The sequence below is a fragment of the Streptomyces sp. NPDC088387 genome, assembly GCF_044753385.1.
GTDB lineage: Bacteria > Actinomycetota > Actinomycetes > Streptomycetales > Streptomycetaceae > Streptomyces.
In genome coordinates this window covers 22,604-42,167 of the sequence record NZ_JBIVNC010000013.1, presented here as the reverse complement: position 1 = coordinate 42,167, position 19,564 = coordinate 22,604, and the positions used below count along the sequence as shown (strand labels likewise).

Here is a 19,564-nt window from a genome sequence, read left to right as displayed (position 1 = left end):
GGGGCGCCGCCCGCTCCCGGGCTCCCGCTTCGACGCGGCTATTCGCGGACCGTCGTAGCCGATTGCAGGCGTACGGCGTCCTGTCCCGGCGGGGCCCCGAACATCCGCCGGTACTCGCGGCTGAACTGCGACGGGCTGTCGTAGCCGACGGCATGGCCGACGGTGGCCACGTCGCGGGGTGCCGCCATGAGCTGGATTCGGGCCTCCTGAAGGCGGAGCTGTTTCTGGTACTGGAGTGGGCTCATGGCGGTCACCGCGCGGAAGTGGCGGTTGAGCGACGACACGCTCAGCCCGACCGCGTCGGCAAGGTCCTCGATGCGGATCACTCGGTCGTAGTGGGCCTTGATCCAGGCGACGGCCTTGGCGACAAGGGCCAGGCGGCTCTCCGAGAGGCCGATCTGTCGGACCAGGGCGCCCTGCGGGCCGCACAGCAGACGCCAGTGGATCTCACGCCGTACACCCGGTCCCAGCACGGCGAGTTCACGCGGGTCGTCGAGGAGCCGCAGCAGCCGGACCACGGCGTCGATCAGCCGCTCGTCGGCGTCGCTGGTCGCGACGGCCGGTCCGTCGTAGGGGCGGACCGTGGCGGGGCCTCCTTCGAGGAGGAGCTGTGCGATGAGCGCCGGCTGGAGCGGAAGTCCGAGGGCGAGGAACGGCTCGGTGGACGAGGCCTCGGTGACCTGCGAGGTCAGGGGCAGTTCGACGGCCACGACCAGGTACTGCCCCGCGTGGTAGTCGAAGACGTGCTCGCCGAGAGCCGACCTCTTCGCTCCCTGGACGACCAGCGCGAACGAGGGTTCGGCGGACGCGCCCAGCGGTTCGGTGACATGCGGGGTGGAGACCACGCGCACGCCGTCGTCGAGCCGCACGGGGTGGGAGCTGCCGGCGGCGAGCCGCGCGATGCGGGTGCGCAGTTCGTCCGAGTGCTGCATACCTCCAGTGAACCACGTACGCGCGCGGGAGCCGGGCTTCGCTGCTCGGAATCTGAGCGGATCGTGCAACGCTTCGCACGCATCGGTCTAGGGGATCACGGCTCGCCGACCTTGACTGGAGAGAGCGGCGGGAACTCCCCCGCGGCACAGCCGAGAACCGAGGGTTTCACCATGCCTCTCACTTCCTACGTCACGCTCGGCCGCTCCGGGCTGCGTATCAGCCCGTTCACGCTGGGGACCATGACCTTCGGCGAGGACCACGGCTGGGGCAGCAGCCCGGAGGAGTCGAGGAACATCCTCGCCGCGTACCTGGACCGCGGCGGCAACTCGATCGACACGGCCAACATCTACACCAACGGCCACTCCGAGAAGATCGTCGGAGACTACTTCGCCGGCCGGTCCGCGGTGCGCGACAGGGTCGTGATCGGCACCAAGTTCTTCGCCAACCTCCACGAGAACGACCCAAACGGCGGTGGCCCCGGCCGTAAGGCGATCGTGCAACAGCTGGACAACTCGCTACGACGTCTTCAGACCGACTACGTCGACATCTACTGGCTGCACAACTTCGACCCGGCCACCCCGGCCGAGGAGACCCTGCGCGCGCTGGACGACCTGGTGAGCGCCGGCAAGGTGCGCTACGTCGGGTTCTCCGACGTACCGGCGTGGGCGACGGCCGAGGCGGCGACCATCGCCCGCATCCGCGGGTGGGCTCCGATCATCGCGCTCCAGCTGGAGTACTCCCTGCTCGAACGGACCGCGGAGGGGGAGCTCATCCCGATGGCACAGGCGATGGGAATGGGAGTGCTGCCCTGGGGGCCGCTGAAGAGCGGGCTGCTGTCCGGGAAGTACTCCAGCACCACGACCGGCCCGGTCGACACCACCCGGGGTCATCTGGTCGGCGCCCCCAGCCAGGCCGACTACGTGGTGATCGACGCCCTCAACGCCGTCGCGCGCGAGGCCGACGCGAGCGCCGCGGCGGTGGCCCTTGCCTGGGTGCAGAGCCGCCCGGGTGTGACGTCGACCCTGGTCGGGGCGCGCCGTATGGATCAGTTCGAGGCCAATCTGCGCGCCCTGGACCTGAAGCTCTCCGACACCCACCTCAAGGTGCTGGACGAGGTGTCGGCGCCCGCACTGAACTTCCCGGCCGTCAACAACCGGACGCTGGCGCCCATGCTCCAGTTCGCCGGAGCCACCGTGGACGGAACCCCGTCGGCGGTGTTCCCACCGCTGCGAGCCAGTAGGACCAGGTACTGAGGGTCGTCACGGCAGCCGCTGTCCGGTGAGGCGCGGTGCGGCGCCGATCTCCCCATCGCCGCCGCACCAACCGTCACTTTGTGTTACCATCATGTGTTTACGCGTTCGTGGCGGTTGGCGACTGCGCTCGTTGGTTTCGCTGTTCGCCGACCGCCGATTCCTGCCGGGCCTTCCTCGGTACGTCCCCTATGCGGAAGGCCTTGTATGAGCCGCCCCGACCGCCCGCGCACCGCGCACGGCGACCCTGCCCAGCCCGCGGCCGCCGCTCCCTCGTCCGCGGCCGCCACTCCCCCGTCCGGCCAGGCACCCCCGTCCGGCCGGGCACCCGCGGAGGGCCCGGCGCCCGCGGCAGCCCCGGCACCTACGGCACCCCCGGTCACGTCCTTCGCGGAGCTGGAGCTCCCGGCCGCGGTGCTGCGCAAGCTCACCGAGCTCGATGTGCACGAGCCCTTCCCGATCCAGGCGGCCACGGTGCCGAGCGCCCTCGCGGGCCGCGACGTCTTGGGGCGGGGACGCACCGGTTCGGGCAAGACGCTGGCCTTCGGGCTGCCCCTGCTCTCCCGCCTGGCCGGCCGACGCGCACAGCCGAAGCAACCCCTCGCACTGGTCCTGGTGCCCACCCGGGAGCTGGCCCAGCAGGTCACCGAGGCGCTCGCCCCGTACGCGGAGGCACTCCGGCTGCGGATGGCCACCGTCGTCGGCGGTGTGTCGATCTCCCGCCAGATCGCCGCGCTGCGCGACGGCACGGAGGTCGTCGTCGCCACGCCCGGCCGACTTCACGACGTGATCGAGCGCAAGGCCTGCCGTCTGGGACAGGTGCGGATCACGGTCCTCGACGAGGCCGACCAAATGTGTGACATGGGCTTCCTGCCGCAGGTCACCGAGGTCCTCGACCAGGTGCATCCCGACGGTCAGCGGATGCTGTTCTCGGCCACGCTGGACCGCGACGTCGACCACCTGGTCAGCACCTACCTGCACGACCCGGCCGTCCACTCGGTCGACCCCTCGGCCGGTGCGGTCACGACGATGAAGCACCACGTTCTCGTCGTCCACGGCCCCGACCGGTACGCCGTCACCACCGAGATCGCCGCGCGCGACGGCCGGGTCCTGCTGTTCCTGGACACCAAGCACTCCGTCGACCTGCTGACCCGCCATCTGCGGTCCAACGGCGTGCACGCCGGCGCGCTGCACAGCGGCAAGTCCCAGCCGCAGCGCACCCGCACGCTGGAACAGTTCAGGAACGGCCACCTCACCACCCTGGTGGCGACCAACGTCGCGGCCCGCGGCCTGCACATCGACGACCTGGATCTCGTGGTCAACGTCGACCCGCCGACCGATCCCAAGGACTACGTCCATCGCGCGGGCCGTACGGCCCGGGCCGGCGAGTCCGGCAGCGTCATCACCCTGGTGCTGTCGGGCCAGCGTCGCGAGATGAGCCGGGTCATGGCCGAGGCCGGCATCGAGGCGACGGTCACCAAGGTGCGCTCGGGCGAGGCGGAGCTGAGCCGCATCACGGGCGCCAAGTCCCCCTCCGGTACACCGCTGGACCGCGGGCCCGCCACTCCGCGCCCCAAGAACACCAACGCCCCTTTCCGAGGCCTCGGTACGAGCAAGGACACCGCCCGGGGTGCCGGGAACAAGTCCCGAAAGGCCACGGAGGCCCGCAAGTTGGCGGAGGCCCGCAAGGCGGCCCAGATGCGGCGCGGGGGCTGAGCACGGCGAGTACCGGCGCCAGGTGAGGGGTGAAAGGTGAGCGGTGAACGGGCGGGCAGGCGGGCAGGCGGGCAGGCGGGTCACGATCTCCGTCGAACTACCACTGCTATGTCGTCGACGCGATCGGTCGCAGGTCGACGTATCTCGTGGATGCCAATACCGCCACGGCGGGCTGGGTGCTCGACTCCGACCTGCCGTCCAACTGCGGAGGGGAAGCCGCGGCAGTCTCGTCCCCTGCTGATGCCGTCCACTCACCCATCGCGGTCAGCCTGAACTCGGCACCGCTTGAGCATCTGCCGCAGCACGGCGGCAGGGCTCAAGCGCGTTTCACTGGGCTTCCCATGCCGCGCGCTTGGCGGCCTCTTCGCGTTCGGCGACGGCGAGGCCCTGTGCGAGCGTCTCGATCATCGCCTTCCGGTTCACCGACACCACGGTCGGCTCGTCCCAGACTTTGGGGTCCGAGGGGTCACTGCTGACCTCCCGGATTCGGCACCCGAGGTGGATCTCGCCGCCGTCGGGAAAGGCGAACGCCCTTACCTCGTTGGTGCATTCGCCCCACTGAAGGAACTCACAGCGCGTGAGTTCCGCCTCGAGGACGGGTGCGTCGCCGATGGAGGTGTCGTCGATCCACCAGCCCTCGGCCATCCGAAAGGCTTCGACAGGCGAGCCGAACCACTCGGGCGGCACGGTCAGCGTACGAAAGCGCCTGAGTTCGTCGCCGAGGCACCTGATCAGCAGCGGCGTGTAGAACGCGTTGTCCCACCTGTTCACATGGACCCCGCCGACGAAGATGTCGACGCGCAGGAGCGAGGTGTCGCCTTCAAGGTGGAACTCCAGACCAAAGGTGGCCCGCGACCCGAACAGCACAACATCCTCCCCCCGTACGGGCACGGCACCCGTAACACCCCAACCCTACTGATCCGCTTTCAATACCGACTCTTGGGCCGATCGGCCCAGCCACGGCGTGCCTCGGTCGAGTGGGCTGCCGCCGGTGCAGGATCAGTGCGGCGGCGGCCGTACGCACGGCCGACTGGGGCCGTCCGGCACCGCCCCGGCACATGAGGAGGCCCCGGCCGTGCAGCTTCTCCACAACCCGCCGCTCCCGCTTCCCGTACGGACCCAAGTCCTCGGCGTCGTCGTCACGGAGGCACCGTGAGTACCGCTCCGAGCGGAGACGCTCCGAACGAAAAGGCCCCGGAGGGCGGTCGTTACGGCGACGCCGTCTTCCGTCCCGAGCAGGCGGGCGAGGGCGAACGTATCGACTTCGGCGCCCTGGCCTACGACGACACCACGATGGCCCGCTTCCGCGCGCTCGGAGTGGGTCCGGGATGGCGCTGTCTCGACGTGGGTGGAGGTACAGGCACGGTCGCGCGCCGGCTCCTGGAGGAGGCCGGGGTGACGAGTGTGCTCGCCGTGGACCGCGACGTGCGCTTCCTTGCGCAGCGGCCCGTGCCGGGACTCGACGTACTGGAAGCCGACATCACCGCCCCGGGCTTTGCCCCCGGGCAGTTCGACCTCGTTCATGCACGCTTTGTCCTGATGCACCTGCCGGAACGCACCCGCCTCATCACGACCCTGGCCGAACTGGTAGCGGAGGGCGGCATGTTGGTACTCAGCGACGCAGTCGACCTGACACAAGCGGCGACGCCGGAGACCCCGTACAACGTGGTGATGCGTGCGATGTGGAAAGGCCTGGAAGCCTCCATCGGCACCGACGTCTCATGGGTGCCGTCGTACCCCCAACTGCTCCGCGGAGCTGGGCTCTTGTCCGTCGCCGCCGAGGTCCATGTGCCGCCCTTGCTGCCGGGCAGCCCCATCAGCCGCTTCTGGGCCGACACCTGGAAACGAAGCAGAACGGCGATGCTGGCCACCGGCCTGATCGACAACACGACGCTGGACACGGCCCTGCGCTACCTGGACTCCGACGATTGCGCAGCCCTGTCAGCCGGCATGCTCACCGCATGGGGACGGAAGTCGGGGGATGCCGGACAGCGAGACGACTGAGGACACGACACTGCTCAACGCAACAGAGGGGCGCCGGAAAACCTCATCCATCGGACCAGCGGATGGGATGTCCGGACGGATCCGTGGTGAGCCAGGATCTGTCGCCGAGGGGCTGCACGTCGTAGGGGTTGTCAGCGTGTGTGTCGAGTTCCGCCAGGAGCCGGCCGGAGCTTACTTCGACACGGTAGTGGCGGAACCACTCCCGCTCGTCCTCGGTTTCGCCGGCGACCGTGACGATGACGGTGTCCGGGCTCAAGTAGCCGCCGCTCCACTCCACAAAGACCTCATCCGGGTCGTGCCCGAAGTCGTCGAGCCCGAGGGTGAGCACCACCTCGCCGTGCGGGTAGGCGTGGATGGCCATATCGGTCTGCCCGTGGTGCACGGTCATGAACCGGCTTCCGTCGGGCGACAGGTCGATCAGACAGCGGTCGTCCCAGGGGTACGCGAAGAGGTGCAGCCCGGAGTCCGTCAGTGACGCGCGGTGCACGACCGAGCCGTCCTGTCCTTCTCCCACGTCCAGCAGGACGTGACCGGTTGTCTGGTGCAGCAATTGCGTGCCCCCATGCCCTACGGTCTTCAGATCCACCTGTGCGACGACCGCTCCGGATCCGCCGTCCAGGGCGACCCACTGGTCGGGCCGGTTACGGCCCGCCATCGCGTCCGGCCGGTAGACCCAGATCACGCCTTCGTCCGACGACATGACACAACTGGGCCGGTGCCCACGTCGGTGCGCGGCCTGCGGCTCAAGGCCGTACCGCCAGACTTCGTCGCCGTCCGTCGCCACGCAGACGACTGCGTCGAGCGTGGTGTAGTACGCGCGCTGAAGGTGTGTGGCAACGGTGTGATCGACGACTTCGTCACCGAGAGACGGCCCCCAGACCATTACGGGCGACAGCACACCCAACTCCTCAGTGGCCAGGTCGTACGCGCAGACGCGTCCTTCAACAAGCCGCGTGATGATCCGGCGGGTACGTCTGGGATGAGCCATGCCCTGGAGGTTAGCCCGGCGATACGCCGCTTCAGGCATCGATCGGCTTCCGCGTTCGCCGGCCCTCCCAGAAGCCGAAGCCAGCACCCGCTCAAGATATTCCTTGACACGAATATTCTTTGTGGAGAATACTTGTGTCATGGACGAACTTCTCACCGCGCTGGCCGATCCGGCCCGCTGGCGGCTCGTGGGTCTCTTGGCCGAGCGGCCCCGGCCGGTCGGTGTGCTCGCCCAGCTTGCGGAGGCGCGGCAGCCGCAGACGACGAAGCATCTTCAGACGCTCGAACGCGCCGGGGTCGTCACCTCCCAGCGGACCGGGCAGCGCCGGGTCTACGCGCTGCGCTCCACGCCGCTGCGGGACCTCGCGGCCGTCCTGGGGCGGCTCGCCGATGCCGTGGACCGGGTCGGTGGGTCCCATGAGACCTACGACCGTTACGGGCACAGCGTCGCCGGCGAGCGGCTCGCCGCGCAGGAAGCCGGGTGGGCCGACGGCCGCTCGTTCCACTTCCACCGCGCGCTGAGCGAACGTCCCGAGCAGGTCTGGCGCCTTCTCACCGAACCCGACCTGCTCGCCCAGTGGTGGACGCCGGACGACCTCCGTATCGGTGAGCTCGTCTTCGAGCCACTCGCCGGCGGACGGATCGTCCTGGAGTACCGCGACAGCGAGGACACGGACGGGTCCGGCCCGACCGCCGGATACGCGGAGGGCACAGTCGACGACGCCCTCCCCAGCGAGCGTCTTACCTACCGCCTCTCGCCCCAGCTACCGGACGGCAGCCCCGCCTTCACCACCCACGTCACGTTCGACCTGCGTCCCGCCGACACCGGCACCGACCTCGACGTCGACTACCGGATCACCCACAGCACGGTCGATTCCGCGGACTTCATCGCCGGCATCGAGATCGGCTTCGGGCAGAGCCTCGACAAGCTCACCAGCACTGCCACCAACACCCCACCCACCGGCACGACAACTCCCGCTCAGGGAAAGGACATTCAGTCATGACCAACACCAGCGGCCGAAAGGTCTGCGCGAACATCGCCCTCACGCTCGACGGGCGGTACCACGGCCCTGGCGGTCCGGGAGACATGAACTCCATCGTCCGGTACGCGATCACCGACATCGCCCGGGACCACCTCACCCGCATCTGGCAGGACGCCACAACCGCCCTGCTCGGCCGGCGCAACGCCGAGGGTTTCCTGGGCTTCTGGCCCACCGTCGCCGACGACGAGAACGCCGACCCCCGCGACCGCGGCTACGCGAAGTGGCTCACCACCACGGAGAAGGTCGTCCTCTCGACCACCCTGACCCAGGCACCGTGGGACCGCACTCGCATAGTGAACGCACCCGCCGCCGATGTCGTCGCCGAACTCAAGGCGAACGGTGAGGGAGACATCCTCGTCAACAGCAGCGCCACCGTCATCAAGGCCCTGCTGGCCGCGGACCGGATCGACCGGCTCTACCTGCTGATCTGCCCCGAGATAGCCGGGGGCGGACCGCGGCTCTTCGACGACGGCCTGCCCTCCTCGCAGTGGCAGCTCACCCACCAGGAGACCGGCAAGCTCGGGGAGATCGCCGCGGTCTACGACCGGGTCGGTTGAGCCGCCAAGAGCCCGTGTCCGTCAGGGAGTTGAAAGGCGGCGGGGCGGGTCAGCGCTCCCCCAGCAACCCGGCATCGTGCGCCAGCACGGCCGCCTGGACCCGGTTGGCGCAGCCCGTGCGGGTGAGGATGCGGCTGATGTGCGCCTTGACCGTACCGGCGCTGATATACAGCTCGTCCGCGATCTCGGCGTTGGACATTCCCGTACCGAGCAGTCGCAGCACATCGTGTTCGGCCGGGGTGAGTTCCTCGATCCTGCGCAGGGCGTTCTCGGTGTCGTGGCCGGACCGGACATGGCGTTCGAGGAGTTGGCGGGTGATCCGGGGAGCCAGGACCGGTTCGCCCTTGGCGGCCTGCCGGACGGCGTGGATCAGGTCGTTGGGGCCGGTGTCCTTCAGGAGGTAGCCGCTCGCCCCGGCCCGCAGGGCGCGCGTGACGCTCGCCTCCTCACCGAACGCGGTCAGCATCACCACGTAAGTCCGGGGTGACAGACGGGTGATGTCCTGCGCCGCCGCGATTCCGTCGGTGCCCGGCATCTGGAGGTCGAGCAGGGCGACATCGACCTCGTGGGAGCGGCAGGCCGCCGCTGCCTCCCGGCCGTCCCCGGCTTCGGCGACGACCTCGACGTCCTCGGCGTTCTCCAGGATCAGCCGGATGCCCGTACGCATCAGCGCCTCGTCGTCGGCCACCAGAACTCGGATCACCCGGTCATCTTAGAACCGCCGCCACCAGCAGTGCGACCAGGAACCCCGCCGTGGGCAGCACCACGGCAACCGCCGCACAGCCGGCCCCCAGCACCCGCGGCCAGGTCAACACCTCGCCCCGCACCGGGGCATGGGCGCCTCTCTGGCCCTGAGCAACGGCAGAGGAGCCCTGGGACGGGGGCCCGAACGCGGACCCGGGGGCGGCGCTGGTGGGGAGTGAAGTGCCGTTGACATCACCGGAAGGCAGGTAGGCCGTGACCACGAATCCCCCGTCGGGCAGGGGCCCCGCATCGAAGGTGCCGCCCAGCATGGAGACCCGCTCGTGCAGCCCGGCCAGTCCGCTGTGGGTACCTCCCTGGGAGCGGGCACCCTCGCGCGGAGCCCCGTTCGCCACGCTGACCATCAGCCCCGAGCCCGCCACCCGTACATCCACGCGGGTGGGCGCGCCGGAAGCGTGTTTCAGTACGTTCGTCAGGCCCTCGCGGACCACGCGGTGGACGGCCTGTCGGGTACGGGCGCCGACCTCGGCCGTGTCGGGCAGCGACCAGTCCAGTTCGACGGGCCCGCTGCCCGTGTGCCGGGACTGTTCGACCAGCGCGCGGATGTCGTCGTGCGTCCCCCGCTCCCCCGCCCCGTCGCCCTTGCCCGCGAGGTCGGCGTGCCGCAGCACTCCGAGGATCTCGCGCAGCTCCTCCATCGCGGTGCCGGCCGTCGTCCGCAGGAACTCGGCCTGTCCCGTGAGGGCGGGTGCCTGTCGGCCCGCAGCGAGTTCCAGCGCTCCGGCGTGCACCGAGATCAGACTGAGTCGGTGGCCCAGGAGGTCGTGCATCTCCCCCGCGATCCGGGTGCGCTCCTCCATCCGGGCGGCGGTGGCGGTCAGTGTGCGGGTCTGTTCGAGATAGGCGTTGCGTTCCCTGAGCAGGTCGACAAGAGGCCGCCGTCTGCCCAGCAGCGTCCCGGACAGGGCCGGGAGGACGAGCAGCAGCACGATGGAGACGGCGTTGCCGGCCAGTTCTCCGGGGAGGGACTGCCAGTTGAAGGCGCCGCGCGCGACGGTGAGCACGCCGACCACCGCGCTTGCCACGCCCACCACACGCCAGGCACGCCGTGGCGGTGCGATGCGGCGGGTCGCGGAGAGCACGATCAGCGGAATCGCGGCCAACGTCCACACGTTGGCGCCCACCAGCAGCGGGGCGGTGCAGACAACCGCGGCGAGGGGGCGGCCCCGCCGTCCTACGACGAGCAGCGCGGCCCACACGGCCTCGGCCACCGCGAGGACCGGGCGGTGCGGATGCACCACGAGCAGCGGAACCAGCCCAAAGGCCAGGGTGAGGAGGCCGAGTGCAACATCAACGGCGACGCTGCCGCGCGCGGCGGCTCGTACGGCGGCCCAGCTCGCGACGGTCTCGTCGCGTGTCCACCGGACAGCGTGGCCCGGCCCGCGCCAGGTGGGCAGGCGCCCTCGGTCGGCGCCTTCGGGTATTTCGCTCATGGTCGTTTCCGCCTCCGACACCTTGGACTCGCCGGGAGGGACGTTAGCGCCGGGACGGGATACCGACTCCGGGCGGGCCCCGTCGTCATGCGCCCGGCCGTCGTGGCAGATCGGCGCGGAGGGCGGCGATGTCCACGTCTCCTGCCGTCAGCAGACCGACGACCGTGTCCGCCGGATCTGCCGTCTTGGCACCCGCCGCGGTCTCGGTCCGGGTCGGAGTCGGGGTCCGGGGCTCGGTCGGGGTCGGGATCTGGGGCTGGGTCGAGGTCTGGGTCTGGGTCTGGTCGAGGAGTGCGGCGAGGAGATGGACCGTGCCGACCGTCGCCGATCCCTGTTCGGCGGCGGTGAGGAGTGCGACGGCCTTGGCCTGTTCCGCGGACTCGGAGAGGAGTACCGCATCCGTGGTCTCGGCCACCGTGGTGGCGCTCGCGGAGCGGACCATCGAGTCCTGGCGCGCGCCGTGCCTCCTGAGCAGGGCGGCGGCGGTGTTCACGTCTGCGAGTTCCTCGGGCAGGGACTGCCCGGCAATGGCGAGGGCACGGTCCAGGGCGAGGATTCCGAGCACAAGGTCGACCGGTTCCGCCACGGCGCGCCCGCACCGTACCGCCTGCCGTCCCGCCTCCACGGACACGGCGAACAGCACCGGGGAGCCGTACTCGCCGGATCCGGAAGTCCACCAAGTCAGTGCGCGTGTAAGGCGGTTGCCGCTCTTGCCGAGCGTGCCGGCCCGGCGCAGCAGCGTGACGCCGAAGGACTCGGAACCCTTCGCCTCGGCCGCGGCGTTTGCGTCCAGGGTGTCGAGGGCGCCGGCCGCGGCGTTCAGATCGAGCCGCTCCACCACAAGCGCCTCGCGGGCGCGGCTGTCCGGCAGTTCCAGGAGAGCGCGTGCCACATGGCGGCAACCCGCGGAGATGCTGCCTTCGGCACGGGCCGCCTTCAGCGCGAGCAAGAGGCACTTGCGCAGTGCACCCGTCATGCCGGGCAGCTCTCGACCGCTCACCTCGGCCGACCGGCGCGAGCCGAGCCCGAACCGCCAGCGCGCCTCACGCCAGGCCGCGGTGATCTCGTACGACTCCCCCGCGTCCTCACCGAGGCCGGCACCCTCCGCGTCCACTCGGTCGGCATCGGCCGTGTCCACCTCGTCCGCGCTCGCCCAACCGCGCCCGCCCCGTCCTGAGACCAGCCCGCCGATGCCGCCGGCCTTCCGCATGCCCGGCGCGATCGCAGCACCCGCGTCGCTGTCCCCCATCACCAGCGCGACCAGCAGGTTCTCGCTCCCCACCGCCGCGGACTCGAACTTGACCGCGCCTCGCAGCGCCGCCACCAACAGCATCACGACCTCGGTGTCGAACTCCACCGTCGCTCCGGCCACTGCTCCGGCCGCCGCTGCCTGTCCGTGCGCTTCACCCGTGGCTCGCTGCTCCATCGAAGGTCCCCTCTTCGGTTCCGGTATCCGGTCGAATTCGAGGCTAGGAGGACGCGCGCCGCCCTCGCGTCGGCCGACCGGCCACCCTCCCGGTCCGACCGGCCACCGTTCCCGTCCGACCGGCCACCGTTCCCGTCCGACCGGCCACCGTTCCCGTCCGACCGGCCACCGTTCCCGTCCCCGTCAGACCGGCCAAGCTCCTCCTGGACTGCCGGTCACCACATCCCGCAGAAAGTTCGAGATTCCGTGCGTTCCGATGTCGAAAACGCACAACCGGCTCCGTCCCAGGGTTACGAGCGGCCGGGAACCCGGCCCTCGACAACACGGACGAAGGAGCGATCACCATGCGCCAGACCGAGATCACCGAGGTTCTGAACCGCCCGCTCGGCCAGGAGCTGCTGGCCCGCGACCTGACCCGCCTGGCTTACGTGGCCAAGGACGGCACACCGCGCAGCATCCCGATCGCGTTCGCCTGGAACGGCAGGGAGATCGTCCTGTGCACCACGAAGAACGCCCCGAAACTCCACGCCCTGCGCGAGAACCCGATGGTCGCCCTGACCATCGACACCGAGGTCCATCCGCCGAAGATCCTGCTCATCCGCGGACGCGCCCAGCTGGACGTCGTCGACGGCATCCCGAAGGAGTACCTCGAGATCAACGGCAGCTACGAGATGACGCCCGAGCAGCGCGTCGAGTGGGAGGCGGAGGTCCGCTCGCTCTACGACGGGATGGTGCGGATCGTCATCACTCCGACCTGGGCGAAGCTCATCGACTTCGAGACCACCCTGCCCAGCGCGGTGGAGGAGCTGGTCCAGCAGCGTGCCGAACGCCAGCGGGCCTGAATGATGATGCCCACTGGAGTCATTTGTTGGCTGAGCCACTGACGTCCGGTACTATGTGGGTCATCATACTTAACTGCGAGGGAGTCGCAAGGTGGCTCAGCGATCGGACGCCCGGCGGAAAATGGTGCAGGCGGCCAAGGAGCTCATCCGGGAGCGCGGCTATCACGCGACCGCCTTCTCCGACGTACTCAAGCGCAGCGAGGCGCCGCGCGGGTCGGTGTACTTCCACTTTCCCGGCGGCAAGGCCCAACTGGCTGTGGAAGCGGCCGAAGCGCATGCGCACGAGCAGGTCGAGATCATCGACCGCGCCGCCGAGGAGGCGGATTCCGCCACGGCCCTGATCGAGATCTACCTCAATATGGGACGCGACGGCATGGTGGCCAGCGGCTACGGGCGCGGCTGCGGTATCGCGCCGCTGGTGACGGAGGGGGCGGGGCGCGACTCGGAGGAGATCGGCGAGACGGGCCGGCGCGCGTTCTCGGAGATGATCGACCGCCTGGCGTTCCACTTCGTGGCTTTCGGTGTCGAACGGCCCGCCTCACGCGCGCTGGCCGACGCGGTTGTGGCGGGCATCGAGGGCGCGATGGTCACTTCGCGCGCCCTGCACAGCCCCGCCCCCTTCGACGCGATGCGGGACGTGCTGATCGGCAATGCCGCCGGGTTGCGCAAGGCCTGAATATATAGATCAGCATACATACCCGCACCGCATCTCAAGCGCGATGCGTCATTCCTCGACCGGATCCGAGGCCCGGGGAACACGCAGCTGGAAGCACGCCCCCAGGGTCCGGGGCGCGAGGGTGAGAGTGCCCCCGTGGCGGTGGGCCAGGTCGCGGGCGATGGCGAGGCCCAAGCCGGTGCCGCCGTGGTCGCGGGCGCGAGCGTCGTCGAGCCGGACGAAGCGTTCGAAAACACGCTCGGCGTCTTCGGTGGGCACCCCCGGTCCGTCGTCGTGCACGGCGAGGACGACCCAGGTGCCCTCGTTCCGGACGGTGATCTGAATGCGGTGTGTGGCATGCCGGGTGGCGTTGTCGACGAGGTTGCGCAGCAGCCGTTCGTACTCGTCGGGGTTTCCGCGCGCGTACAGGGCGGCGGTGTTGTCGCAGGTGAGGGTCAACGGCCCTTCGGTGAGCGGGTATTGCTCGGTCAGCCGGGTGGCGAGGGCCGCCAGATCGACCGTCTTGGGGTCGGCTGCGGGAGCGCGGGTGTCGAGGCGGGCGAGAAGCAGCAGATCCTCGGCGAGAGCCTGAAGGCGGCGGGTCTGGCGTGCGGCGGTGGTGGCTGCGGCCGGCCAGTCGGTGCGTTCCGGGTAGGCGAGCGCGATTTCCAGGCTGGCGAGCAGTGTGGTGAGGGGGCTGCGCAGTTCGTGGGCGGCGTCCGCGACGAAACGGCGTTGCTGGGCGGCCGCGTTGTCGAGGCGTTCGAGGGTGGTGTTGATGGTGGTGGCCAGGGCGGTGATCTCGTGTCCCGTGGCGGGGACGGTGACGCGTTCGCGGGGGTCGTTCGCCGTGACGGAGGCGGTGAGGACGCGGATGGCTTCGACCGGTCGCAGCGCGATGCGGACGGCGAAGTAGGCGGCAGCGGCGATCAGTACGAGGCCGACCAGGCCCGCCCGGAGCAGCACACGGTGGGTGGTGGCGGTGATCTCCTCCGCCGTGTGCGGGAGTACCACGACATAGACCCGCAGCTTCGCGTCGGCGGCGACGCCCAGAGCGGTTCTTTCGGCGCTGCTGAGTTCATCGGTTCTGATGTCGGAGGTCATGACCCGCTGGGTGCCGCCGGCGATGTCGAACTTGTCCCTGGGGTTGTAGTTCCGGTTCACCGGCAGGCGGACGGTGGTGAGCGGCGTCAGCGCGGCCATGCCGGTCGTCGGCGGGGTGGGCATCACATGACGGGTGCCGGGATAGGCGAGTCTCAGTGCACCGCCGGACGCGACAGCGGTGCGTCGGCCGGTGGCGACGACCTCGTACGGGACGGTGCTTGTGGAGTTGGGGACGACGCCCTGTTCCAGCTGTTCGCAGAGAGCCGAGAGTTGGGTCCGGGCTTGTTCTTCGGCGACCTGTGTGCTCCGGTGGTAGACGTCGCGGTGTACCCACCAGCCGATGCCGACCAGGATGACGGCGGCGGTCGCGGCGACGGCCAGGGCCGTGCGGGATCGCACCGAGCGCGGCCACCAACGGCGGCGCCGGTCAGTCGCGTTCACGGTCGTCCACCAGTCGGTAGCCGGTGCCCCGTACGGTCTGGAGGGACTGCCGGTCGAACGCGGTGTCCACCTTCTTGCGGAGGGCACTGACCCGCGCCTCCACCAGGTTGGGATCGAGGGCTTCGTCGGGCCACGCGTGGTAGAGCAGGTCCGCCTTGGAGACCGCCTGACCCGCTCGGCGGGCCAGCAGCTCCAGCACGGCGAACTCCCTTGGGGTGAGGTCGACTCGGGCGCCGGCCCGGCGGCAGACCCGGCCGGCGACGTCCAACGAGAGGTCACCCACGGCGAGGACGGGCGGGGCGACCGCAGCGGCTCTTCTGACCAGGGCCCGCAGCCGGGCGACGAGCACCATGTAGGAGAAGGGTTTGGCGAGGTAGTCGTCGGCACCCGTGTCCAGGGCCTCCGTCTGGTCCCAGTCCCCGTCCTTGGCCGTGAGGACCAGGATGGGGGTCGCGTTGCCCTCCCGGCGCAACTGGGCGCAGACCTTGTAGCCGTTGAGCCCCGGCAGCATCAAATCCAGCACGACGAGGGCGTATTCGCCGGTCCGGGCCAGCCACAGTCCCTGGCGGCCGTCATGGGCGAGGTCGACGCTGTAGCCCTCGGCGGTGAGGCCGGTGTGCAGGGTGTGGGCAAGGTCCACCTCGTCTTCGACCACCAGAATGCGCATGCGGTGCAGCCTCGCACAGCGTCGGCCCGCGTTCCTGATCGGCCGGTCAGGTTGGATCAGCGTCCGGTCAACAGGACCCCGGCACGCTGGCGCGGTGAATTCGCCACTGCGCCAAAGGATCTCTCTGCTCTCACGCACGGGATTCGCGCCCTTGCTGCTGCCCGTTGCACTGTCCGCCCTTCTCGGTATGTGGAGGATTCGGAGGGACGGAACGCTGTGGCACGACGAGGCCGTGACGCTCGACCTGGCTTCCCGGAGCCTGCCGGACCTGTGGGAGACGCTCGGCAATATCGACGCCGTGCACGGAGCTTATTACCTCCTCATGCATGTGCTGTTCGGTCTCTTCGGGACCGACCTCCTGGTGCTGCGGCTTCCCTCTGCCCTCGCCGGTGCGCTGGCTGCGGCAGGGGTGACCGCGCTCGGGGCCCGCTTGGCAGGGACGCGGGCCGGAATACTGGCGGGTCTGTCCTTCGCCGTATTGCCGGACATCCAGAAATACTCTCAGGAGGGGCGGTCGTACTCACTGGTGTGCGCACTGGTGGTCTGGGCCACGTATTTTCTTGTGAGTGCGGTAAACACCGGGCGTAGACGTCCGGTTACGCCGTGGATCGTGTACGGCGCTCTTATTTCGGCGGCGTGCATTCTGCATCAGTTCGCCGCCCTCGCCCTGGTGGTGCACGGGCTCGTTGTGCCGGGTTGTGCGCGGCGTCCTTGGGCGTACACAGCGGCTCTGGTCGTGGCAGGAGTCGCACCCCTTGCTGCTCTGGGGATGGCGCAATCCCAGCAGGTCGCATGGATCGAGGGTGCGACCGGTGGTGACTACCGGCGCTTCGCGATACTGGCTTCCGTTGCGATGGCGCTGTCCTACTTCGCTCCGCCAAGGAACGCCGACAAGGTCTCGCGCGAAGTGCCTTTCAGTCTCCGGGCGATCGCCCTGCCTCTGTTCATCATGCCCACCGCACTCCTCCTGCTGATGTCCCTTTACAAACCTCTCTACGTGGAACGCTATGTGCTCTACGGCCTCGTCGGCCTGGCACTCCTTCTGGGGACAGTCCTGGATCGTGTGCCCGAACTGGGGCGCGGCTTGCGGGTAGCGGCGCTGGTCGCTGTCGCGTTGGCCGTCGCACTGCTCATACCGGAGTCACTCAGGCTACGGACGCCGGAAGGTCGATCGGACAACGTCACCGATCTGGCAGTCACCCTGTCCAGGGAGTACGCGCCTGGCGACGGAATTCTCTACATGCCCGTGAAGTTGCGTGCGTGGTCCCTGGCCTATCCTTCGGTGAGCAGGGACATGTTCGACGTCACCCAGAAGCTCACTCCGGCTGTCTCGCACGGCCTGTACGGCACGGAATGGCCGTCCTCACAGATTCGCGAACGGATGCGGAGCAGGGCACGCATCCTCGTGGTGACGTACCCCAAAGGCCGTTATGCAGAAATCACCGAGACGGAGTTGATGAAGGAGCGGGTCCTGGCGGACTATTTCACCAGGGCCCACACCATTCGCGTCAACGGTGCACAGGTGACTGTCTACAAACCCCGCACCACGGCTGCCGCGACTGAACTCGCGTCGTCGTAGGAGTCGGCGGTTCGTTCAAGTACCTCACGCGACGGCGGTCCCCTCCAGTTCGACCAGCTGGCCGGGGACGGCCAGTCGCGTCACGCCGAGCATGGTGGTGGTCGGCGCCACCCCGGCGGCGCCCAACCGCGCCGCCAGGCCGCCGTAGTGCTGGAAGAGCAGATCGACGTCGGTGGTGTAGACGTTGAGGCGGATGAGGTTGGCCAGCGACATGCCGGCCTCGGCGAGTACCGCCTCCAGGTTGTCGATGCTCAGCGTCAGTTGTGCCGCCATGTCCTCGTCGTGCTGGGGTTTGCCGTCGGGGCTCATCGCGGTCTGCCCCGAGACGTAGAGGGTGCGTGTGTGTCCGGAGACGACCTCACCCTGGTTGAAACCAAGCTTTGCCGACCATGTCACCGGGTTGATCGCGGTTCGCTCCATCGCCACGTCATGCTCCATATCGCTTCATCGGGTGTCACTGCGGGTCTGTCACCGCGGTGTTGTCACCGCGGTGTTGTCACTGGTGGAGTGACTGGGCATGAGCCTCCCAAGCAATACGTGACACCTTCAGTCATGTATTCGGTTAGGGTTTTGGCATGCGTGCCGACCGGTTGGTCTCGCTGGTGCTGTTGCTCCGCCAGCGCGGTCGGCTGTCCGCGACCGCCCTGGCACAGGAGCTGGAGGTGTCCACGCGGACCGTACTGCGCGACATCGAGGCCCTGTCGGCAGCCGGCGTCCCGGTCTACGCGGAACGCGGCCGGAACGGCGGCTTCGCGTTGCTGCCCGGTTTCCAGACCGAGCTCACCGGGCTGAACCACGACGAGGCGCTCGCCCTCCTGGTCGCCGGATCACGACGCGGCGCCCAAGTGCTCGGCCTCGGCTCGGCACTCGCCTCCGCCATGCTCAAGGTGGTCGACGCGCTGCCCGACAGCCATCGGGGCACCGCGGCGGGTGTCGCCGAGCGACTGCTCATGGACCCGGAGACGGACCTTCTCTCCCGGCGCGTGGCCGACGAGGAGGTGCCCGACACCATCGTGTCGCAGGTCCGCAGCGCCGTGCTCGCCGGGCACAAACTGCGTATCCGCTACGCGGCTTCGGGCCGGTCGGCCGAGTGGCGCACGGTGGACCCGATCGGCCTGGTCACCGTCCGGGACCGGGGCTATCTGCTGGCCACGAGGTCCGGCGCGGACCGCACCTACCGGCTGTCGCGGGTGCTGGCCGCCGAGGAACTCAGCGAGCGCGCGCAGCGACCGGACCGGGTCGACCTCGACCGCGCATGGCAGGAACGCAGCACGCGGTTCCGGACCGGCGGCGAACAGGTCACCGTGCAGGTGCGGGTGGACCCCGCGCGCCGGGAGGACCTGGTGGGCACCGCGCTCGCCGTACACACAGAGGAGGCCGACGACGACGGCTGGTTGCGGCTTGAGGTGACCTTCCAGGATCCCCGGCACGCGGAGTGGGCGCTGTGGCAGCTCGCCACCAACGCGGAGGCCCTGGAACCGCAGTGGTTGCGGACGTCGCTGCACGAGCGCGCCACCGCGATCGCCACACGCTACGGACCGACGACCTGACGGCGCCGGACTCGAGACCCGCGAGTCCGGTTCACTTCGTTAACTCCCCGAAAACTCATGGGAGCCAATGGCAAATTCTGTCGAGTTGTCATTGACATGCCACTGTCTACGCGCGTCATCATGAACCCATGAGATTCCCCCCACGCGCCACCCGAATCGGCGCCGCAGCCGCTCTTCTGTCCGCGCTTCTCGTGGGCGGCACCGTCTCCGCCAACACGGCGACCGCCGCCCCCACCGCGTTCGGCAGCATTTGCTACAGCGACCTGCCGTCGCAGGCACATGACACGCTCAACCTGATCGCACGGGGCGGGCCGTACCCGTTCCCGCAGGACGGGACCGTCTTCCAGAACCGTGAGCGTCTGCTCCCCAGCCGGTCGACCGGCTACTACCACGAGTACACGGTGAAGACCCCCGGCTCTTCCACCCGCGGCGCGAAGCGCATCGTCACGGGCCAGGCCAACGAAGAGGACTACTACACCGCCGACCACTACGCGTCGTTCGACCTGGTCGACTACGACTGCTGAACCGGCTCTCCGCAGAGCAACCACCTCGCCCCGCGGTCGCCCCATCGACCGCGGGGCGAGGTGTCTTCGTATCGGAACGGCGGCCCCCGGC

General features: G+C 69.4%; 19 protein-coding genes. 10 read left to right on the top strand and 9 right to left on the bottom strand.

Annotated features, from left to right (window positions below; translation table 11 throughout):
- Positions 1-38: 38 nt before the first annotated feature.
- Complete coding sequence (locus tag ACIQAC_RS29970; protein ID WP_402196317.1) at positions 39-932, bottom strand: AraC family transcriptional regulator N-terminal domain-containing protein; 894 nt, start codon at positions 930-932, stop codon at positions 39-41.
- Between the two features lie 171 nt (positions 933-1,103).
- On the opposite strand from ACIQAC_RS29970, the gene ACIQAC_RS29965 reads away from it, so the two are divergent.
- Together ACIQAC_RS29965 and ACIQAC_RS29960 are read left to right on the top strand one after the other, a co-directional pair.
- A complete protein-coding gene (locus tag ACIQAC_RS29965) occupies positions 1,104-2,186 on the top strand; it encodes an aldo/keto reductase (RefSeq protein WP_402196314.1) in 1,083 nt (360 codons plus the stop codon).
- A gap of 204 nt (positions 2,187-2,390) precedes the next feature.
- Entirely contained in the window at positions 2,391-3,899 is a 1,509-nt protein-coding gene (locus ACIQAC_RS29960; RefSeq protein ID WP_402196312.1) for a DEAD/DEAH box helicase, read from the top strand.
- Positions 3,900-4,226: 327 nt separating this feature from the next.
- Here the strand turns inward: ACIQAC_RS29960 and ACIQAC_RS29955 are convergent, their stop codons facing one another.
- On the bottom strand, positions 4,227-4,766 hold the full coding sequence (locus ACIQAC_RS29955) for a hypothetical protein (protein ID WP_402196310.1): 540 nt from the start codon (positions 4,764-4,766) through the stop codon (positions 4,227-4,229).
- A 285-nt stretch (positions 4,767-5,051) separates the two neighbouring features.
- On the opposite strand from ACIQAC_RS29955, the gene ACIQAC_RS29950 reads away from it, so the two are divergent.
- Complete coding sequence (locus ACIQAC_RS29950) at positions 5,052-5,903, top strand: class I SAM-dependent methyltransferase (RefSeq protein ID WP_402196307.1); 852 nt, start codon at positions 5,052-5,054, stop codon at positions 5,901-5,903.
- A gap of 43 nt (positions 5,904-5,946) precedes the next feature.
- Here the strand turns inward: ACIQAC_RS29950 and ACIQAC_RS29945 are convergent, their stop codons facing one another.
- Entirely contained in the window at positions 5,947-6,891 is a 945-nt protein-coding gene (locus ACIQAC_RS29945) for a hypothetical protein (protein ID WP_402196304.1), read from the bottom strand.
- 139 nt (positions 6,892-7,030) lie between these two features.
- Between ACIQAC_RS29945 and ACIQAC_RS29940 the strand changes: the two genes are divergently transcribed.
- A complete protein-coding gene (locus ACIQAC_RS29940) occupies positions 7,031-7,894 on the top strand; it encodes a metalloregulator ArsR/SmtB family transcription factor (RefSeq protein WP_402196301.1) in 864 nt (287 codons plus the stop codon).
- A complete protein-coding gene (locus ACIQAC_RS29935) occupies positions 7,891-8,490 on the top strand; it encodes a dihydrofolate reductase family protein (RefSeq protein ID WP_402196299.1) in 600 nt (199 codons plus the stop codon). The genes ACIQAC_RS29940 and ACIQAC_RS29935 overlap by 4 nt, the downstream gene beginning before the upstream one ends.
- A gap of 49 nt (positions 8,491-8,539) precedes the next feature.
- On the opposite strand, the gene ACIQAC_RS29930 is transcribed toward ACIQAC_RS29935, so the two are convergent.
- The 3 genes from ACIQAC_RS29930 to ACIQAC_RS29920 form a co-directional block, all read right to left on the bottom strand.
- Positions 8,540-9,193: a response regulator gene (locus ACIQAC_RS29930; protein WP_402196297.1), complete on the bottom strand. Its 654-nt coding sequence runs from the start codon at positions 9,191-9,193 to the stop codon at positions 8,540-8,542.
- Between the two features lie 4 nt (positions 9,194-9,197).
- Positions 9,198-10,685, bottom strand: a complete 1,488-nt coding sequence (locus tag ACIQAC_RS29925) for a sensor histidine kinase (protein WP_402196295.1) — start codon at positions 10,683-10,685, stop codon at positions 9,198-9,200.
- An 85-nt stretch (positions 10,686-10,770) separates the two neighbouring features.
- The gene (locus tag ACIQAC_RS29920; protein WP_402196292.1) at positions 10,771-12,111 is read right to left on the bottom strand and encodes a hypothetical protein; all 1,341 of its coding nucleotides are present in this window, start codon (positions 12,109-12,111) and stop codon (positions 10,771-10,773) included.
- A 344-nt stretch (positions 12,112-12,455) separates the two neighbouring features.
- Between ACIQAC_RS29920 and ACIQAC_RS29915 the strand changes: the two genes are divergently transcribed.
- Both ACIQAC_RS29915 and ACIQAC_RS29910 read left to right on the top strand, forming a co-directional pair.
- Positions 12,456-12,953: a pyridoxamine 5'-phosphate oxidase family protein gene (locus ACIQAC_RS29915; RefSeq protein WP_402196290.1), complete on the top strand. Its 498-nt coding sequence runs from the start codon at positions 12,456-12,458 to the stop codon at positions 12,951-12,953.
- Between the two features lie 91 nt (positions 12,954-13,044).
- Positions 13,045-13,629, top strand: a complete 585-nt coding sequence (locus ACIQAC_RS29910) for a TetR/AcrR family transcriptional regulator (protein ID WP_402196288.1) — start codon at positions 13,045-13,047, stop codon at positions 13,627-13,629.
- A gap of 48 nt (positions 13,630-13,677) precedes the next feature.
- Here the strand turns inward: ACIQAC_RS29910 and ACIQAC_RS29905 are convergent, their stop codons facing one another.
- On the bottom strand, positions 13,678-15,153 hold the full coding sequence (locus ACIQAC_RS29905) for a sensor histidine kinase (protein ID WP_402196285.1): 1,476 nt from the start codon (positions 15,151-15,153) through the stop codon (positions 13,678-13,680).
- Positions 15,140-15,820, bottom strand: a complete 681-nt coding sequence (locus ACIQAC_RS29900; protein WP_402196282.1) for a response regulator transcription factor — start codon at positions 15,818-15,820, stop codon at positions 15,140-15,142. The genes ACIQAC_RS29905 and ACIQAC_RS29900 overlap by 14 nt, the downstream gene beginning before the upstream one ends.
- A 232-nt stretch (positions 15,821-16,052) precedes the next feature.
- Here ACIQAC_RS29900 and ACIQAC_RS29895 point away from each other — a divergent pair, with 232 nt between their 5' ends.
- A complete protein-coding gene (locus ACIQAC_RS29895) occupies positions 16,053-17,399 on the top strand; it encodes a glycosyltransferase family 39 protein (protein ID WP_402196279.1) in 1,347 nt (448 codons plus the stop codon).
- 24 nt (positions 17,400-17,423) lie between these two features.
- Here ACIQAC_RS29895 and ACIQAC_RS29890 read toward each other — a convergent pair whose 3' ends face one another.
- Entirely contained in the window at positions 17,424-17,819 is a 396-nt protein-coding gene (locus ACIQAC_RS29890; RefSeq protein WP_402196749.1) for a RidA family protein, read from the bottom strand.
- 155 nt (positions 17,820-17,974) lie between these two features.
- Between ACIQAC_RS29890 and ACIQAC_RS29885 the strand changes: the two genes are divergently transcribed.
- Both ACIQAC_RS29885 and ACIQAC_RS29880 read left to right on the top strand, forming a co-directional pair.
- Positions 17,975-18,949 (top strand): helix-turn-helix transcriptional regulator, encoded by a 975-nt coding sequence (locus tag ACIQAC_RS29885; RefSeq protein ID WP_402196276.1) that lies wholly within the window; start codon positions 17,975-17,977, stop codon positions 18,947-18,949.
- Between the two features lie 128 nt (positions 18,950-19,077).
- Positions 19,078-19,473: a ribonuclease domain-containing protein gene (locus ACIQAC_RS29880; RefSeq protein ID WP_402196273.1), complete on the top strand. Its 396-nt coding sequence runs from the start codon at positions 19,078-19,080 to the stop codon at positions 19,471-19,473.
- Positions 19,474-19,564: the final 91 nt, after the last annotated feature.

What these genes read in the sequence shown, in the direction of transcription:
- ACIQAC_RS29925 (WP_402196295.1), bottom strand. Translation starts at nt 10,685, where the DNA reads ATGAGCGAAATACCCGAAGGCGCCGACCGAGGGCGCCTGCCCACCTGG.
- ACIQAC_RS29965 (WP_402196314.1), top strand. Translation starts at nt 1,104, where the DNA reads ATGCCTCTCACTTCCTACGTCACGCTCGGCCGCTCCGGGCTGCGTATC.
- ACIQAC_RS29900 (WP_402196282.1), bottom strand. Translation starts at nt 15,820, where the DNA reads ATGCGCATTCTGGTGGTCGAAGACGAGGTGGACCTTGCCCACACCCTG.
- ACIQAC_RS29935 (WP_402196299.1), top strand. Translation starts at nt 7,891, where the DNA reads ATGACCAACACCAGCGGCCGAAAGGTCTGCGCGAACATCGCCCTCACG.
- ACIQAC_RS29920 (WP_402196292.1), bottom strand. Translation starts at nt 12,111, where the DNA reads ATGGAGCAGCGAGCCACGGGTGAAGCGCACGGACAGGCAGCGGCGGCC.
- ACIQAC_RS29970 (WP_402196317.1), bottom strand. Translation starts at nt 932, where the DNA reads ATGCAGCACTCGGACGAACTGCGCACCCGCATCGCGCGGCTCGCCGCC.
- ACIQAC_RS29960 (WP_402196312.1), top strand. Translation starts at nt 2,391, where the DNA reads ATGAGCCGCCCCGACCGCCCGCGCACCGCGCACGGCGACCCTGCCCAG.
- ACIQAC_RS29940 (WP_402196301.1), top strand. Translation starts at nt 7,031, where the DNA reads ATGGACGAACTTCTCACCGCGCTGGCCGATCCGGCCCGCTGGCGGCTC.
- ACIQAC_RS29945 (WP_402196304.1), bottom strand. Translation starts at nt 6,891, where the DNA reads ATGGCTCATCCCAGACGTACCCGCCGGATCATCACGCGGCTTGTTGAA.
- ACIQAC_RS29880 (WP_402196273.1), top strand. Translation starts at nt 19,078, where the DNA reads ATGAGATTCCCCCCACGCGCCACCCGAATCGGCGCCGCAGCCGCTCTT.
- ACIQAC_RS29890 (WP_402196749.1), bottom strand. Translation starts at nt 17,819, where the DNA reads ATGGAGCGAACCGCGATCAACCCGGTGACATGGTCGGCAAAGCTTGGT.
- ACIQAC_RS29915 (WP_402196290.1), top strand. Translation starts at nt 12,456, where the DNA reads ATGCGCCAGACCGAGATCACCGAGGTTCTGAACCGCCCGCTCGGCCAG.
- ACIQAC_RS29885 (WP_402196276.1), top strand. Translation starts at nt 17,975, where the DNA reads ATGCGTGCCGACCGGTTGGTCTCGCTGGTGCTGTTGCTCCGCCAGCGC.